We start from the raw sequence: 16,813 nt of genomic DNA, 5'->3' as shown, positions 1-16,813 counted from the left end.
ACACAAGGCGAGGACCGCCCATGGACACATCCCCCTCCGGCACAGGCCGGATCACCGTAGCGGAAGCGGCCGTACGCACCGGGCACGGACGTGCGGACGAGGCAACCGGCGTCGGCGGCGCATCCGTCCTGCTGGACGTCCGGGAACCCGACGAATGGAGCGCCGGGCACGCACCCGGAGCCCTGCACCATCCCCTCACCGCACTCATGGCGGGCGCGCCCCTGCCCCCCGAAGCCCGAGGGCGGTGCCTGGTCGTGGTCTGCCGCTCCGGCAACCGGTCCCAGCGGGCCGCCGACCTGCTGACGGGCCTGGGTTTCGAGGCCGTCGACGTGATCGGCGGCATGCGCGGCTGGGCCGAGGCCGGGCTGCCCGTGGTGGACGCGCGGGGCCTGCGCGGTACGGTCGCGTGAGTGCCCTGATCCTGGCCCTCGCGTCCGGCGCGGTGATCGGGCTGGCGCTCGGCGCGCTCGGCGGCGGTGGCAGCGTCCTGGCCGTACCCGCCCTGATCTACCTGCTCGGCTTCACCCCCGTGGCGGCCACCACCGCCGCACTGGTGATCGTGGCCCTCACCTCGGCGACCGCGCTGACCGCGCACGCCCGGGACGGCCATGTCCGCTGGGGTGCGGGACTGCTCTTCGCCGCGGCCGGCATCGGCCCGGCGATGCTGGGCTCCGCGCTCGCCGCGCATCTTCCCGCGGGCGCCCTGCAGGCGGCCTTCGCGACGGTCGCGGCCGTCGCGGCGGTCCGCATGCTGCACCGCAGGGGAGAGGACGGAGCCACCGGGCGGATCAGGCCCGGGCACGCGGCGGCGGCCGGCGCGGGACTCGGCGCGGTCACGGGTGTCCTCGGCGTCGGCGGTGGCTTCCTCGCCGTACCGGCTCTCGTGGCAGTGCTCGGAGTCCGTATGCGCGAGGCCGTGGGCACCAGCCTGCTGGTCATCACCGTCAACTCGCTCGCGGCGCTCGGACTGCGCGGCGGCACCGTGGACCGGCTCGACTGGGCGGTCGTCGCCCCCTTCGCGGGCGCCGCGGTCCTGGGGGCGTGGGACGGCAGACGCCTGGCCGCCAGGGCGAAGGCGAAGACCCTGCAACAGGTCTTCGCGCTGGCGCTGCTGGCCGTGGCCGCGTTCATGTTCGCCGACGCCGTGGTCTGACATGAACCGACCCGAAAATCACGTGCCCGGCCGCGCCCCCTCCCGTACCGTCATGCCGTACCGAGCGCCGCGACGACCGTACGGCGGCGCCTGTCGTCCGATGCAGAGGGGAGCCCGGCCGTGCGCGCACGCACCGCTGTCGTCACTCCCCGTTCCCGGTACGAGGTGATCCTCGTGTCCCGGTGGTGCCGGTGCCCGCTGCGCGGCCGGCACCGGACGCCCGTGCCGCCCCGCTGACGCACGGGTCATCGCGCTGCCCTTTTCCCTGATCCTGAGAAAGGCCCCGGGCTGTGCGCACGAACATCACCACCCTGGCAGCCGTCCGCAACCTCGGCATCCTCGCCCACGTCGACGCGGGCAAGACCACCGTCACCGAGCGGATCCTGTATGCGACGGGCACCACCCACAAGCGGGGCGAGGTGCACGACGGCACCACCGTCACCGACTTCGACCCGCAGGAACGCGACCGCGGCATCACCATCTTCGCCGCCGCCGTCAGCTGCTCCTGGGACGACCACCGCATCAACCTCATCGACACCCCCGGCCACATCGACTTCGCCGACGAGGTCGAGCGCTCGCTGCGCGTCCTCGACGGGGCGGTCGCCGTGTTCGACGCCGTGGCCGGGGTCGAGCCGCAGAGCGAGTCGGTGTGGCGGCAGGCCGACCGGCACGGCGTACCGAGAATCGCGTTCGTCAACAAGATGGACCGCGCGGGCGCCGACCTCGACCGGGCCGTCGAGTCCATTCGGCGGCGGCTGCACCCGGCACCGCTCGTCGTCCAGCTGCCGATCGGCACCGAGGAGGGATTCACCGGTGTGGTCGACCTGGTGCGGATGCGCGCGCTGGTCTGGGCCGACGGCGCGGCCACGGCCGTGGAGGGGCCGGTGCCCGAGGAGTTGGGGGAGGAGGCGGTACGGCGGCGCCGGGCGCTGGAGGAGACGGTGGCCGAGCTGCACCCGGCCGCCCTGGAGGAGTTCTGCGACCGCGAGACCCTCTCCGCCGGCACCCTCGCCACCACCCTGCGCGAGCTCACCCGCACCGGGGACGGTGTGGTCGTCCTGTGCGGCTCCGCCTACCGCAACCGCGGTATCGAACCGCTGCTGGACGCGGTCGTGGCCTATCTGCCCTCGCCGCTGGACGTCCCCGCCGTGCGCGGCGTCCACGACGGCACCGAGCAGCAGCGGGCCGCCGACCCCGAAGTGCCGTTCGCGGGGCTCGTGTTCAAGGTGAACGCGAACGCCGCCGGGCGGCTGGCCTATGTGCGCGTCTACGCGGGCACCGTCGAGAAGGGAGACACCGTGTGGGACCCGGGCACCGGGCGCACCGAGCGCGTCGCGCGCATCCTGCGGGTCATGGCGGACCGGCACGCCCAGCTCGACCGGGCGGTCGCCGGTGACATCGTCGCGCTCGCCGGTGTGAAGTCGGCGCGGGCCGGCTCCACGCTGTGCGACCCCGGCGCCCCGCTGCTCCTGGAGCCGCCGCAGGCCGCCGAACCCGTGGTGTCCGTGGCCGTTGAGGCCCGGCGCGCCGCGGACACCGGCCGGCTGGCGACGGCGCTGGCGCGGCTGGCTGAGGAGGACCCCTCGCTGGTGGTGCGCACCGATGCCGAGACCGGGCAGACCGTGCTGTCCGGGATGGGGGAACTCCATCTGGAGGTCGCGGTGGAGAAGATCCGCCGCGAGGGCGGTCCGGAGGTCGGTGTGGGCCGGCCGCGGGTCGCCTACCGGGAGACGGTCGCCCGGGGGGTGAGCGGGTTCGTGTTCCGGCATGTCAAACAGGACGGCGGGGCGGGGCAGTTCGCCCATGTGGTGCTCGACGTGGAACCCCTCGGCCCCGAAGCCGGCGCCACCGGCTTCGAGTTCCACTCCGCCGTGGTCGGCGGCCGGGTGCCGCAGGAGTACGTGCGCGCGGTGGCGGCCGGGTGCCGGGACGCGCTCGCCGAGGGCCCGCTGCACGGGCACCCGGTGACCGGACTCCGGGTCACGCTCACCGACGGCTCCACCCATGTGAAGGACTCCTCCGACACGGCCTTCCGCACCGCCGGCCGGCTCGGGCTCCGCGAGGCCCTGCGCGCCTGCGCGACGGCTCTGCTGGAACCGGTCGCCGAGGTCACGGTCACCGTGCCGGAGGACGCCGTCGGCTCGGTCCTCGGCGACCTGGCCGCCCGGCGCGGCCGGGTCGGCGGCTCCGAGACCCGGGGCGGCGCGGCCGTACTGACCGCGACCGTGCCGCTGGCCGAACTCTTCGGCTACGCCACCCGGTTGCGCAGCCGCACCCAGGGCCGGGGCACCTTCACGACCCGGCCCGCCGGCTACGCCCTCGCCCCGCGGCCGGTCCCGGTCCGGTAGCGGGGGCGGGGCCCGCACCATCCACCGACCCGGTGGGTGGTGCGGGCCCCTGCGCACGTCCGTCGTTGCCGGATCCCTTGACGTGCTTCTCTCCTGAGGATTAACTCACGTCCTAAATTAAGACATGAGGAACCCGCCTCCCGGAAAGGGACACCAGGAGCCATGCGCAGATTCCGAGCCGCGGCCACCGGCGCCGTCACCCTGTCTCTCGCCCTCGCGGCCACGGCCTGCGGCGGGGGCTCCGCGACCGGGGGCGGGTCGAACGACTCCCCGAAGACGCTGACGTACTGGGCCTCCAACCAGGGCGCCGGCGTCGCCGTCGACAAGCAGGTCCTCCAGCCCGAACTCGACAAGTTCGAGAAACAGACCGGGATCAAGGTGAAGCTGGAGGTCGTGCCCTGGTCGGATCTGCTGAACCGGATCCTCACCGCGACCACCTCGGGTCAGGGCCCGGACGTGCTGAACATCGGCAACACCTGGAGTGCCTCGCTGCAGGCGACCGGCGCCCTGCTGCCGTGGGACGCGAAGAACTTCGCCAGGATCGGCGGCAGGGACCGGTTCGCCGACACCGCGCTCGGCTCGACCGGCGCGGCGGGCAAGGACCCGGCCGCGGTCCCGCTGTACTCGATGGCGTACGCCCTCTACTACAACAAGAAGATCTTCGCCGACGCGGGCCTCTACAAGCCTCCCGCCACCTGGGCCGAGTTGACGGCCGACAGCAAGAAGATCCAGGCCGAGGGCAAGTCCGCGCTCGGCGCCGAGGGCTCGAACCTGGCGGAGAACATCCACCACGTCTTCGTCTTCGCCCAGCAGCACGGCGCCGGCTTCTTCACCGCCGACGGCAAGCCCGACTTCACCGGCCCCAAGGTGGTCGAGGCGGTCAAGAGCTACGTCGACCTGATGGCCACGGACAAGGTCATCCCGCCCGGCGACGCCGAGTACGCGCAGAACCAGTCCGTCAGCGACTTCGCCAAGGGCAGGCAGGCGATGCTGCTGTGGCAGTCCGCCGCCGCCAACCTCAAGTCCCAGGGCATGAGCGAGGACGCCTACGGCATCGCGCCGGTACCGGTGATCTCCGGCACGCCCGGCTCCGGCACCCAGGTCGACTCGGCGGTCATGGGCATCAACCTGGCCGTCTTCAAGAACACCCACAACCTCGACGGCGCCACGCAGTTCGTGAAGTTCATGACCTCCGACGCCGAGCAGAGGATCCTCAACAAGGCCTACAGCTCCATCCCGCCGGTCAAGTCGGCCCAGGCGGACCCGGTGTTCGGCACGCCCGGCACCGCCGTCCTGAAGAACACCCTCGCCACCAGCGCGGCCGCCCTGCCGCAGGTCGCGTCCGAGTCGCAGTTCGAGACGACGGTCGGCACGGCCGTCAAGGACCTGTTCGCCGACGCCGCCGCCGGGCGCGCGGTGACCACCGACTCGGTCAAGGCCGAACTGCAGAAGGCCCAGCAGCAGATGCCGGCGGCATGAGAGCGACGATGACGACCACCGCCTTCCAGGAGCCGGTGCGACAGGAGACCCCCGGGGCCGCGGTGCGCGAACCCCGCCGCCGTACCGGTCGGCTCCGTCGCGTCTCCCTGCCGTATCTGCTGCTCCTGCCCGCCCTGCTGCTCGAACTCCTCGTCCATCTGCTGCCGATGGTCATCGGCATCGTGATGAGCTTCAAGGAGCTCACCCAGTTCTACATCCGCGACTGGGGCACCGCCCCCTGGTCCGGCCTCGGCAACTACAAGGTGTCGGTGGACTTCGACGCCCCCGTCGGCAAGGCCCTGTTGCACTCCTTCTTCGTCACCGTCGGCTTCACGCTGCTGTCGGTCGGCCTGTGCTGGCTGATCGGCACCGCGGCCGCGATCTTCATGCAGGACACCTTCCGCGGCCGCGGACTGCTGCGCGCCCTGTTCCTGGTGCCGTACGCGCTGCCCGTCTACGCGGCCGTCATCACCTGGGTGTTCATGTTCCAGCACGACAACGGCCTGGTGAACCACGTCCTGTACGACCAGCTGCACCTCACGGACAAGCGCGCGTTCTGGCTGCTCGGCGACAACAGCTTCTACGCCCTGCTGACCGTGTCGGTGTGGAAGGGCTGGCCGTTCGCCTTCCTCATCGTGATGGCCGGACTGCAGAACATCCCGAAGGAACTGTACGAGGCGGCCGCCCTGGACGGCGCCGGAATGTGGCAGCAGATCCGCCGCATCACCCTGCCGTCCCTGCGCCCGGTCAACCAGGTACTGATCCTGATCCTGTTCCTGTGGACCTTCAACGACTTCAACACGCCGTACGTCCTGTTCGGCAAGTCCGCCCCCGAGGCCGCCGACCTCCTCTCCGTCCACATCTACCAGGCCTCCTTCGTCACCTGGAACTTCGGCACCGGCTCCGCGATGTCCGTACTCCTGCTGCTGTTCCTGCTGGTCGTGACGGGCGGGTATCTGGCGCTCACCTCGCGCGGACGGAGGACGGCCGATGCCTGAATCCCGGACGGCCAAGTCGCCGATGGTGCCGCCGCGTTCGTTCCTGTGGTCCCGGCGGATCTTCCTCACCCTGCTCACCGGGTTCGTACTGATCCCGGTGTACGTGATGGTCTCCAGCTCGCTGAAGCCGCTCGCGGACGTCACCGGCACGTTCCGCTGGCTGCCCAGCGGCCTGACCGTCCGGCCGTACATCGACATCTGGTCGACGGTCCCGCTCGCGAGGTACTTCGTGAACTCGCTGATCGTGGCGGGCTCGGCGACGATCTGCTCGGTGGTCGTCGCCGTCTTCGCCGCGTACGCCGTGAGCCGTTACACCTTCCGCGGCAAGCGGGTCTTCACGGTGACCGTGCTGTCGACGCAGATGTTCCCGGGCATCCTCTTCCTGCTCCCGCTGTTCCTGATCTACGTCAACATCGGCAACGCCACCGGCATCGCCCTGTTCGGCTCCCGCGGCGGCCTGATCCTGACGTACCTCACCTTCTCCCTCCCGTTCTCGATCTGGATGCTGATCGGGTACTTCGACTCGGTGCCGCGCGACCTGGACGAGGCGGCGCTGGTGGACGGCTGCGGCCCGCTCGGCGCGCTGCTGCGGATCGTCGTACCGGCCGCGATCCCCGGCATCGTCGCGGTCGCCGTCTACGCCTTCATGACCGCGTGGGGCGAGGTGCTCTTCGCGTCCGTCATGACCGACGACGCCACCCGCACCCTCGCCGTCGGACTCCAGGGCTACTCCACCCTCTACGACGTCTACTGGAACCAGATCATGGCCGCCTCGCTGGTCGTCAGCGTGCCCGTGGTGGCCGGCTTCCTGCTGCTGCAGCGCTATCTCGTCGCCGGTCTGACGGCAGGTGCCGTCAAGTGACCCGAGCGACCCACACCTCGCATTCCGAAGGGACTTCCGTGTCCGAACGCATCGACCTCGCCGCCCTCCCGCACGACTTCCTGTGGGGCACGGCCACCGCGGCGTACCAGATCGAGGGAGCCGTCGCCGAGGACGGCCGTACGCCCTCGATCTGGGACACCTTCTCGCACACCCCGGGGAAGACCGCGAACGGCGACACCGGCGACGTCGCCTGCGACCACTACCACCGCTGGCGCGAGGACATCGGCCTGATGCGGCAACTCGGCGTCAACGCCTACCGGTTGTCGGTCGCCTGGCCGCGGGTGCTGCCCGGCGGCACCGGCCCGGTCAACGCCAGGGGCCTGGCCTTCTACGACGAGTTGGTGGACGCCCTGCTGGAGGCCGGCATCACCCCGTCCGTCACCCTCTACCACTGGGACCTGCCGCAGGTGCTCCAGGACCGCGGCGGCTGGCCCGAGCGGGACACCGCCTTCGCGCTCGCCGAGTACGCCGCGGCCGTCGCCGCCCGCCTGGGCGACCGCGTCAAACTATGGGCCACCCTCAACGAGCCCAGCTGCTCCGCGTGGATCGGCCACCTGGAGGGCAAGATGGCCCCCGGCGAGGCGGACCTCACCGCCGCCGTACGCGCCTCCTGTCATCTGCTGCTCGGCCACGGCCTCGCCGCCCGGGCGATCCGCGCCGCCGTCCCCGACGCCCAGGTCGGCATCGTCAACAACCTCTCCACCGTGCACCCGGCCACCGACCGGCCGGAGGACCACGCGGCCGCCCGCCGCCACGACGGCCATGTCAACCGCTGGTGGCTCGACCCGGTCCACGGCCGCGGCTTCCCGGCCGACATGATCGACACATACGGCGTGGAACTCCCGCTCCAGGACGGCGACTTGGGGGCGATCGCCACGCCGCTGGACTGGCTGGGACTGAACTACTACTTCCCGGCCTACGTCGCCGCCGCCCCCGACGGCCCGGCGCCGTACGCGCGGTCGGTGCGCCGCGAGGGCGTGCCGCGCACCGGCATGGACTGGGAGATCGACGCGCACGGCATCGAGAGCCTGCTGCTGCGGCTCACCGAGGAGTACGGCGCCCGGAAGATCTACGTCACCGAGAACGGCTCCGCCTTCCCCGACGTGGTCCGCCCCGACGGCAGCGTCGACGACCCCGAGCGCCAGGACTACCTGGAGACCCATCTCGCCGCCTGCGCCTCGGCCGCCCGCAGGGGAGCCCCGCTGACCGGCTACTTCGCCTGGTCCCTGCTGGACAACTTCGAGTGGGCGTACGGCTACGACAAGCGCTTCGGCCTGGTCCACGTCGACTACCGCACCCAGGTGCGCACGATCAAGGGCAGCGGACACCGGTACGCGGACCTCGTCCGCGGCCACCGCGCCCAGGCGCGCCGGGCCGCCTGAGCCGGGCCCGGCCGGCCGGTGGGCGGGGGCCGAGGCACCGAGCGGAACGTTCCCTCCCAGTTGATGCATATGATGTGCAAGTGCGTAAGTACTGCATCAGGCCAGCGACCCTCACCGATCTGGACGGCGCCCGGGCCGTCATGCTCGATACCGTCCACCGGGATTTCGGGACCGGTTACGTGCCCCGGTGGCACGGGGACATCGTGGATCCGGGCGGCGCGTATCTCGGGTCCCGGCGGCACACCTTGCTCGTCGCGGTCGACGGGGCCGGAGAGGTCGTCGGGACCGGGGCGCTGGACTCGCGCGGGCCGGAGTGTCCGCCGAATCCGCGCCGGCTGGCCGAGCGGTATCCGCCGGGGGAGACGGCGCAGCTGCGCCGGGTGTACGTGCGGCCCGAGCACCGGCGCCGGGGGATCGCGCGGGAACTGGTCCAGCGGCTCGTGGAGTTCGCCGTCGCCGACGGCGGATACCGGTCCGTCTATCTGCACACCGATCCGGCCGTACCCGGAGCTGAGGCGTTCTGGCGGTCGCTCGGCACGGTCGTCCACGATGAGCGCACCGACGCCGAACACCCCCAGAGCCTCGTCCACTTCGAGCTTCCGATGGGGCGGTAGCCGATGCGTACGTCCTCCGTCCTTCGTGTGCTGCGTCGCTCCCGTGTGCTCGCCGCGCTCGCGGTCGCGCCGCTGCTGGCCGGCTGTTTCAGCTCCGGCGGCGGCGAACAGGGCGCCGGCGGCGGAGCCCGGTTGCGGGTCGCGCTCGCCTTTCCGCCCGCCGAGCGGCTCTCCCCGTACGGCGCCGACGGCACCATCCTCAGCCGGCTCGGCATCACCGAGTCGCTGACCGCCCTCGACGGCAACGGCGCCGCCGCCCCCGCCCTCGCCTCCTCCTGGCGGCAGGAGGGCGCCCGCAGCTGGCTGTTCACGCTGCGCGAGGCCGCCTTCCACGACGGAACCGCCGTCACCGCGCAGGCCGTCGCCGCCTCGCTCGCGCAGGCCGCCCGGGCCAGGCCCGCCCCGGCCGCCGTGTCCGGCGTCGAGCTGACCGCCGAGGCGGTGGACCGGCACCGGCTGCGCATCACCACCGGGCGGCCCGATCCCATCCTGCCGCTCCGGCTGTCCAGCCCCGGCCTCGCCGTGCTGTCCGCCAAGGCGTACGCGCACCGGGGCACCGTCGATCCGGCCGGCAGCGGCACCGGGCCGTTCGTGCTGAAGAAGGTGAACGGCACCGCGTCCGCGACCCTCCAGCGGTACGACGGCTACTGGGGCGGCCGGGCCCGGACCGCCGGCATCGACGTCCGCTTCGTCGCCGACGGCACCGCCCGCACCAACGCCCTGCGCAGCGGCGACGTCGACATCGCCGAGGCCGTGCCCGTGGCCCAGGCCGCCACGCTCGACGCGGGCGCACGCCGGGAGACCGCCACCGCGCGGACCACCAGTCTGCTGCTCAACTCCCGCTCCGGGCCGTTCCGGGACGCCGGGCTGCGGGCCGCCGCCCGCGCCGCCGTCGACACCTCCGGCCTCGCCCGGGGCGTGTACGAGGGGCACGCGGACCGCGGAGCCGGGATCTACGGGCCCGCCGTCACCTGGGCCGAGGGCAAGCACCTCCGGCCCGGGGGCAGGGCAGCCGCCAAGCCGGCCGACGGGACCGCCGTCACCCTCGCCACCTACGACAACCGGCCCGAACTCCCCGAAGTGGCCCAGGTGCTGAAGCAGCAGCTGGAGAAGGCCGGCTTCCGGGTGCGGCTCGTCGTGCGCGAGTACTCCCGGCTGGAGAGCGACGCGCTCGCCGGGAAGTTCGACGCCTTCGTGCTCGCCCGCAACAGCCTCGTCGACACCGGCGACCCGGTCGCCGTCCTCGCCGGCGACTACACCTGCGACGGCGGCTACAACCTGGCCCTGCTGTGCGACCGCGGCGTCGACCGGGCCGTGGCCGCCGCCGAGCGCACCGCCGACCCCGCCGAACGGCGGACCGCGGCGCTGCGCGCCGAAGCGGCGATCCTCGGCACCGACACCGTCGTACCGCTGGTCCACCAGCGCGTCATCACCGGCGTCGGCAGCGCGGTCAAGGGCGTGCTCCTCGACCCGTACGAGCGCGCCCTCGTCGGCACCGGCACCCGGCGCTGAGCGATGCGCACCCTGCTGTGGCGAGGCTCGCTCGCCGGTGCCCTGGTGTGCGGGATCGGGCTGCTGCCGTGGCTCGCGCACACCGATCCCGCGCTCACCGTCCTCAAGGCCCGCGCCCAGGACCGCGACCCCGACCCCGAGGTCCTCGCCGCCATCCGCGGTCAACTCAGCCTGGACGACGGGCCGTTGATGCTGCTGGGGCGCTGGCTCGGCGGACTGCCGCGCGGGGATGCCGGGCGGTCCTGGATCTCCGGCGCCGAGGTCGGGCCGACCGTGCTCCAGGCGCTCGGCGCCTCCCTGCTGCTCATGGCGGTCGCGTCTCTCGTCGCTGGCTGCACGGCCGCCGCGGTGTGCGCCCCGACCCTGTACCGGGGCGGGCGCACCCGGCCCGGCGGCACCGGCTCCGCCGTGCTCGCCGCACTGCCGGAGTTCCTCACCGCCTCCGTGCTCGCCACCGTCGTCGGCGTACAGCTCGGCTGGCTGCCCGCCCTCGGCTGGTACGGGCCGCGGTACACCCTGCTGCCCGCCCTCGCCCTCGGCCTGCCCGCCGGCGCCGTCCTCGGCCGGCTCCTCGACGACCAGCTGCCCGGCGCCCTCGCCGAACCCTGGGTGCGGGCGGCCGCCGCCCGCGGACTGCCCGCGCGGGCCATCGCCCGGCAGGCGGTACGGCGCTGTCTGCCCGGACTGCTGCCCAACACCGCGCTGTTCGTCGTCGGCATGACCGGCGGCGCCGTCGCCGTCGAGCAGATCTTCGACATCCCCGGCCTCGGCCGCACCACCCTCCAGGCCGCCCTCGCCCAGGACCTGCCCGTCCTCCAGGCCGGCACCCTCGCCCTGGTGCTCCTCGCGTCCCTCGCCGCGGGCGCCGCCCGGCTCGGCGTACGCCTGCTCATCGGCCCCGCACTCAGGGACGGCGCCGTCCCCGCCCTGCACCGGCCCGCCGCGCCCGCCCGGCGTACGACGCCCCTCGTCCTCGCCGCCGCCCTGATGGCCGTCCTCGCCGCCGGACTGCCCCGCGACCCGCTCGCCGTGGACACCCGGGCCCGCCTCCAACCCCCTTCCCGGGAGCACCCGTTCGGCACCGACGCGCTCGGCCGCGACCTGCTCGCCCGCATCGCCCACGGCGCCCTCGACACGCTCTCGCTCGCTCTTGCCATCAGTGCGGGCACACTGCTGGCCGGGCTGCTGCTCGGGTTGCTGCCCCGGCTGTCCGGGCCGCTCGTCGACACCGTCAACGCCGTACCGCCGGTGCTCGCCGCGCTCCTCGTCAGCGCCGTCGCGGGCGGCGGCCCGGCCACCCCCGCGCTGGCCGTCGCCGCGGTCGCCTGGGCGCCGCTCGCCGCGCACACCTCCGCCCTGCTGCGGCAGGAACGCGCCGCGCTCCACCTCACCGCCACCCGTGCGCTCGGCGCCGGCCGCTGGTATCTGCTGCGCCACGTACTGCTGCCGGCCGTCGTCCCGCCGGTCACCCGGCACGCCCTGCTGCGGCTGCCCGGCACCGCCCTCGCGCTCGCCTCACTCGGCTTCCTCGGCCTCGGTGCCCAGCCGCCGTCGCCCGAATGGGGCCACCTCCTCGCGGAGAACCAGCCGTACGCCGAGCGCGCGCCGTGGACCGTCCTCGCGCCCGCCGCCGTCCTCGCCGTCCTGGGCGTGCTCGCCGTGACAGCGGCGACGCTGCCACGAAGCCGACGGCGACGGCGCAGCCTTCACTGAATGTGATCATTTGATTGCTTATGGTTACCGTGCGCAGTCGTCGCTGTGCAGTGGGCCGCGAGGATCCTGCGGCACCACACCGGTGTACGGGGCCGTCTTCGGCGGTCGACAGTGAGGAGAGGCGAAGAGTGATGCGTCAGCCAGTGATGCTTCAGCCAAAGAGCGGGCTGCGCGGCCCGGCGGTCGGTGCGGCGCTGGTCTGCGGTGCCCTCCTTCTGACGGCCTGCGGCTCGGGCGGCGGCTCCCGGCCCGCCGGCCCCTCCTCCGCGGCCGCCTCGCCCGCCGTCACCGGGACCGGTGTCGCCTGCGGCAGGGCGGCCGGCGTGGCGGGCTCCGGCTCGACCGCGCAGGAGTTCGCGATGAAGGTGTGGATCAAGAACTACACGCGGGCCTGTCCCGGTGACCGGATCAGCTACGAGGGCAACGGCTCCGGAGCCGGCCAGGCCGACTTCCTGAAGGGCAGGACCGCCTTCGCGGGTTCCGACTCCGCACTGAGCGCCGCCCAGATCACCCAGTCCAAGAGCGTCTGCTCCCACGGCGGCCGGGCCGTCCACCTGCCGATGGTCGGCGGCCCGATCGCCCTCGCCTTCCACCTGCCCGGAGTCAGCAGACTCGTCCTGGACGCCCCCACCCTGGCCAGGATCTTCGACTCACGGATCACGAAGTGGAACGATCCGGCGATCGCCAAGCTCAACCCCGGCGCCACGCTGCCCTCGACGCCGATCCGGACGGCACACCGCTCCGACTCCTCCGGCACGACGGACAACTTCACCTCCTACCTGAGCGCCGCCGCGCCGAGCGTCTGGACGTACGGGCACGACAAGGTCTGGATGGCCAAGGGCGGCGAGTCAGCGAAGGGTTCCTCGGGCGTCGTCGACCAGGTGAAGAAGACGGTGGGTGCGATCGGCTACGTCGAGCTGACGTATGCGCTCGCGCGCGAAGTTCCCACGGTCGCGATCGACAGCGGGTCCACCGCTCCGGTCGACGCCAACGTCCTCACGGCCTCCAAGGCGATCGCCGCCGCCACCCTCGCGGGCGGCGACGACCTCGTGCTGAAACTCGACTACGCGACCAAGGCCGCGGGCGCCTACCCGATCGACATGGTCACGTACGAGATCGTCTGCGACCAGGGCAACAAGCCCGCGACCTGGCCCGCCACCAAGGCCTTCCTGACCTACATCGCCGGCACGACGGGCCAGCAGGACCTGAGCTTCGAGGGCTACGCGACGCTCCCGGCCAAGATCGTGGACAAGGTCCGCAGCAGGATCGGCACCCTGTCCTAGCCACGCCCCGGCCACGCCTCGGCCGTGCCCCGGTGGCTGAACACGACGTCCCTGGCGCACGTATCACCCGGACGTGGCAGGATCCCTCACCATGAGTGCGTCCCCGGCGGTGAGAGGTCTGCGTGCCGCGGTGTTCGCCGCGGTGTGCGTGCTGCTCGCCGCCGCCGGGCACGGGCTCGCCATGGGGGACATGCCGCCGCTGTGGGCCGACGCGGCCGGGTTCCTGGGCGTGTTCGCGCTCGGCTGGAGCCTCGGCGAGCGGGAGCGGTCGCTGGCCGGCATCGGTGCCGCCATGCTGCTCACCCAGGTCGCGCTGCACATCGGCTTCGACGCCGCCCACCGCACCCCGCGCACGGCGGCCCCGCCGGGCCACTCCATGGCCCACTCCATGGCCGCGATGCACTCCCACGCGACGGCCCACCCGCACAGCACCGCGCACGCCACCGCCGCCCACCTCCTCGCCGCGCTGGTCGCGTCGTGGTGGCTGCGGCGGGGCGAGGCCGCGCTGTGGTCGGTGCTGCGCCGTACCGTCACGCTCGTCCCCGGCCTCGCTGCCTGGTGGCGCGACGCCCCGCTGCCCGCCCCCGCCCCGCACGCCCCGCGCGTCCCGGCCGGCCCCGAACCGCGCCGCCGAACCCCGCTGCGGCACGCGGTCAGCCGGCGCGGACCCCCGGTCCCGGTCCCGTACTCGCTCTGACCCTTTCCCGCACGTCACTCGTACGGAGACCGACTCACCCATGTCCGTAACCCGCATGACCCCGCGCCGCGCCGGAACCGTCGCCGCGGTCGCCGGCGCCGCCGTCCTCCTCGCCGCCGGTGCCGCCTCCGCGCATGTCACCGTCCACCCCGACAGCTACGCCAAGGACGCCACCGACGGTGTGCTGACCTTCCGCGTCCCCAACGAGGAGGACAGCGCCTCCACCACGAAGGTGCAGGTCTTCCTGCCCACCGACCACCCCGTCCTCGGCGTGCTCGTCCATCCGCAGGACGGCTGGACCGCCAAGGTCACCACCACCAAGCTCAGGACACCGGTCAAGACCGACGACGGCACCATCACCGAGGCCGCCTCCGAGATCACCTTCAGCGGCGGGAAGATCGACGCCGGGCAGTACGAGGACTTCAACGTCGCCTTCGGCCAACTTCCGCACGACGTCGGCCAGTTGGTGTTCAAGACCCTGCAGACCTACTCCGACGGCAAGGTCGCGCGCTGGATCGAGGAGCCGACCGGCGGCGGCGAGCCGGAGAACCCGGCCCCGGTGCTGAAGCTCACGGCCGGTACCGCCGGTGACGCCGGTTCCCGGCCCGCCGGGACCGCGCCCGCCGCCACCGCCAAGGCGGCCGACACCGGTGACTCCACCGCCCGTGGGCTCGGCATCGCCGGCCTGGTCGTCGGCGTCCTCGGCCTCGCGGCCGCCGCGTTCGCGCTCGTACGAAGCCGGGCCGCACGGTCGTAACCGCCGAAACCATGGCGCAGGGCCCGGACCGGCACCCCGGTCCGGGCCCTGCCTCTTTGGGTTTCGTGCCCCGGCCTGGTCCCTCAGCGCACCGCCAGCTCCAGCAGCTCCGCCCCGGCCGGCGCCTCCGCGGGCACCCGGGACGTCCGCCACAGCCACAGCACATCCCGGCCGAAGGACCACAGCAGCGAGCCCAGGGCCAGCCCCACGATCGCGAGGTTGGCCGGCCGGGGGAGCAGTTCGGCGCCCGCCAGGAGCAGGGCGATGCCCTGGACCGCGGCGACGGTCTTGCGGGCGAAGCACGGCGGCAGCGGGGCGTTCAGCCAGGGAGCCAGGCGGGCCGCGGCGACGAAGGCGTACCGCATCCCGCCGATCAGCAGCACCCACGGGCCGAGTTGCGTGGCCACGTACACGCTCAGCACCAGGATCAGAAACGCGTCGACCTCCATGTCGAAGCGGGCGCCGAGTGCCGTCGACGTACCGGTGCGGCGGGCCACCTTGCCGTCGACTCCGTCCAGGAGCAGGGCCATCGCGGTCAGGCCGACCAGCACGGTCACCGGCGGCGCGCTCTCGAAGGAGTCCGCGACCAGCGCGGTCACGCCGCCCACCAGGGTCGCCCGGCCGAGCGTGACCCGGTTCGCGGGGCCGAAGGAGCGCAGGCAGGAGCGGTGCAGCGCACGGGCCAGCACCGCCCAGGTGGCGAACGCGAACGCAAGCCCCGTCAGCCAGCCGGCCGGCCCCATGCCTATCGCCGTGCCGAGCAACGCGAGCAGCAGGACCTGTAGGCCCGCGCCCACAGCGGTTTCCTGCTGGGGCCTCGCGTCATATGTGTTGTTCAGGGCCACCGCACACCCTCCGGCCGAGTGACAGAGTCGATCACGCCGCGTACTGTGCGCGGCCTGTGCACTTCTCGGTACGTGAACAACTTGCCTACTGTTCAGGAGGATGCCGATGAACCGCTCGGCCCGCGCGTTCTGGCTGCGCTCACCCGGCCACGGCGAGCTGCGCGACATCACCCTCACGGCGCCCGCCGAGGGCGAGGTCCTGGTGCGCGCCCTGTACTCCGGGGTGAGCCGCGGCACGGAGACGCTCGTCTTCCGCGGCGGGGTCCCTCAGAGCCAACACGCCGTGATGCGGGCGCCGTTCCAGGAGGGCGACTTCCCGGGCCCGGTGAAGTACGGCTACCTCAGCGTCGGCACGGTGGAGGAGGGCCCGGCTGAGCTGATCGGGCGTACGGTCTTCTGCCTGTATCCGCATCAGAGCCGTTACGTCGTTCCGGTGAGCGCCGTGACCGTCGTGCCCGAACGGGTGCCCGCCGCGCGGGCCGTGCTCGCCGGGACCGTGGAGACCGCCGTGAACGCCCTGTGGGACGCCGCGCCGCTGATCGGCGACCGGATCGCGGTGGTCGGCGGCGGCATGGTCGGCTGCTCGGTGGCCGCGCTGCTCGCCCGCTTCCCCGGGGTACGGCTGCAGCTCGTGGACGCCGACCCGGACCGCGCCAAGACCGCCGAGGCGCTCGGCGTGGACTTCGCGACGCCCGCCGACGCGCTCGGCGACTGCGACCTGGTCGTGCACGCCAGCGCCACCGAGGCCGGCCTCACCGGCGCCCTGCGGCTCCTCGCGCCCGAGGGAACAGTTGTGGAACTGAGCTGGTACGGCGACCGGCGCGTCGCCGTGCCGCTCGGCGAGGCCTTCCACTCCCGCCGGCTCACCCTGCGCAGCAGCCAGGTCGGCACCGTCTCCCCGGCCGCGCGCGCCGGGCGCGGCTACGCCGACCGGATGGCGCTCGCCCTCGACCTGCTCGCCGACCCGGCTCTGGACGCCCTCATCACCGGGGAGAGCGCTTTCGAGCACCTCCCGGACATCATGCCGAAGCTCGCCGCCGGCGAGATCCCCGCCCTGTGCCACCGGATTCGGTACGCCGAGACGGGCCTGACCTGAGAAAAGAGTGAGACAGGACTGAACGCGGGAAAGCGAAGAGCCGTATTACACGG

15 protein-coding genes are annotated in these 16,813 nt (G+C 73.1%); 14 read left to right on the top strand and 1 reads right to left on the bottom strand.

The features are described from left to right. Nucleotides 1-20: 20 nt before the first annotated feature. The 13 genes from AB5L52_RS07870 to AB5L52_RS07810 all read left to right on the top strand — a co-directional run bounded on the left by AB5L52_RS07870 (nucleotide 21) and on the right by AB5L52_RS07810 (nucleotide 14,819). Nucleotides 21-410: a rhodanese-like domain-containing protein gene (locus AB5L52_RS07870; RefSeq protein WP_369363100.1), complete on the top strand. Its 390-nt coding sequence runs from the start codon at nucleotides 21-23 to the stop codon at nucleotides 408-410. Continuing rightward, nucleotides 407-1,153: a sulfite exporter TauE/SafE family protein gene (locus tag AB5L52_RS07865; RefSeq protein WP_351025099.1), complete on the top strand. Its 747-nt coding sequence runs from the start codon at nucleotides 407-409 to the stop codon at nucleotides 1,151-1,153. Before AB5L52_RS07870 ends, AB5L52_RS07865 begins: the two co-directional genes overlap by 4 nt. Nucleotides 1,154-1,443: 290 nt before the next feature. Continuing rightward, nucleotides 1,444-3,501: an elongation factor G gene (fusA, locus tag AB5L52_RS07860; protein WP_369363099.1), complete on the top strand. Its 2,058-nt coding sequence runs from the start codon at nucleotides 1,444-1,446 to the stop codon at nucleotides 3,499-3,501. 162 nt (nucleotides 3,502-3,663) lie between these two features. Continuing rightward, complete coding sequence (locus tag AB5L52_RS07855) at nucleotides 3,664-4,980, top strand: ABC transporter substrate-binding protein (protein ID WP_369363098.1); 1,317 nt, start codon at nucleotides 3,664-3,666, stop codon at nucleotides 4,978-4,980. Nucleotides 4,981-4,988: 8 nt separating this feature from the next. Further along, on the top strand, nucleotides 4,989-5,978 hold the full coding sequence (locus tag AB5L52_RS07850) for a carbohydrate ABC transporter permease (RefSeq protein ID WP_369363097.1): 990 nt from the start codon (nucleotides 4,989-4,991) through the stop codon (nucleotides 5,976-5,978). Beyond that, nucleotides 5,971-6,840 carry a carbohydrate ABC transporter permease gene (locus AB5L52_RS07845; protein ID WP_369363096.1) on the top strand — a complete coding sequence of 290 codons (870 nt, stop codon included), beginning with the start codon at nucleotides 5,971-5,973 and terminating at the stop codon, nucleotides 6,838-6,840. Before AB5L52_RS07850 ends, AB5L52_RS07845 begins: the two co-directional genes overlap by 8 nt. Before the next feature lie 38 nt (nucleotides 6,841-6,878). After that, nucleotides 6,879-8,243: a GH1 family beta-glucosidase gene (locus AB5L52_RS07840; protein WP_369363095.1), complete on the top strand. Its 1,365-nt coding sequence runs from the start codon at nucleotides 6,879-6,881 to the stop codon at nucleotides 8,241-8,243. Between the two features lie 80 nt (nucleotides 8,244-8,323). Continuing rightward, nucleotides 8,324-8,857, top strand: coding sequence for a GNAT family N-acetyltransferase (locus AB5L52_RS07835; protein WP_369363094.1), 534 nt, complete (start codon nucleotides 8,324-8,326; stop codon nucleotides 8,855-8,857). Nucleotides 8,858-8,860: 3 nt separating this feature from the next. After that, on the top strand, nucleotides 8,861-10,369 hold the full coding sequence (locus AB5L52_RS07830) for an ABC transporter substrate-binding protein (protein ID WP_369363093.1): 1,509 nt from the start codon (nucleotides 8,861-8,863) through the stop codon (nucleotides 10,367-10,369). A 3-nt stretch (nucleotides 10,370-10,372) separates the two neighbouring features. Then, the gene (locus tag AB5L52_RS07825) at nucleotides 10,373-12,082 is read left to right on the top strand and encodes an ABC transporter permease subunit (protein ID WP_369363092.1); all 1,710 of its coding nucleotides are present in this window, start codon (nucleotides 10,373-10,375) and stop codon (nucleotides 12,080-12,082) included. Nucleotides 12,083-12,213: 131 nt separating this feature from the next. Then, complete coding sequence (gene pstS / locus AB5L52_RS07820) at nucleotides 12,214-13,365, top strand: phosphate ABC transporter substrate-binding protein PstS (RefSeq protein ID WP_351025125.1); 1,152 nt, start codon at nucleotides 12,214-12,216, stop codon at nucleotides 13,363-13,365. 91 nt (nucleotides 13,366-13,456) lie between these two features. Continuing rightward, on the top strand, nucleotides 13,457-14,062 hold the full coding sequence (locus AB5L52_RS07815) for a hypothetical protein (protein WP_351025128.1): 606 nt from the start codon (nucleotides 13,457-13,459) through the stop codon (nucleotides 14,060-14,062). A gap of 40 nt (nucleotides 14,063-14,102) precedes the next feature. Beyond that, nucleotides 14,103-14,819, top strand: coding sequence for a YcnI family protein (locus tag AB5L52_RS07810; protein WP_369363091.1), 717 nt, complete (start codon nucleotides 14,103-14,105; stop codon nucleotides 14,817-14,819). A gap of 83 nt (nucleotides 14,820-14,902) precedes the next feature. Here AB5L52_RS07810 and AB5L52_RS07805 read toward each other — a convergent pair whose 3' ends face one another. Then, a complete protein-coding gene (locus AB5L52_RS07805; RefSeq protein WP_369363090.1) occupies nucleotides 14,903-15,664 on the bottom strand; it encodes a CDP-alcohol phosphatidyltransferase family protein in 762 nt (253 codons plus the stop codon). 106 nt (nucleotides 15,665-15,770) lie between these two features. On the opposite strand from AB5L52_RS07805, the gene AB5L52_RS07800 reads away from it, so the two are divergent. Next, nucleotides 15,771-16,760: a zinc-binding alcohol dehydrogenase gene (locus tag AB5L52_RS07800; protein WP_369363089.1), complete on the top strand. Its 990-nt coding sequence runs from the start codon at nucleotides 15,771-15,773 to the stop codon at nucleotides 16,758-16,760. Nucleotides 16,761-16,813: the final 53 nt, after the last annotated feature.

Origin of the sequence: Streptomyces sp. CG4, assembly GCF_041080655.1 — a bacterium.
Taxonomy (GTDB): Bacteria; Actinomycetota; Actinomycetes; order Streptomycetales; family Streptomycetaceae; genus Streptomyces.
Note: the sequence above shows the minus strand (reverse complement) of the source record. Positions and strands in the feature narration are given on the sequence as shown.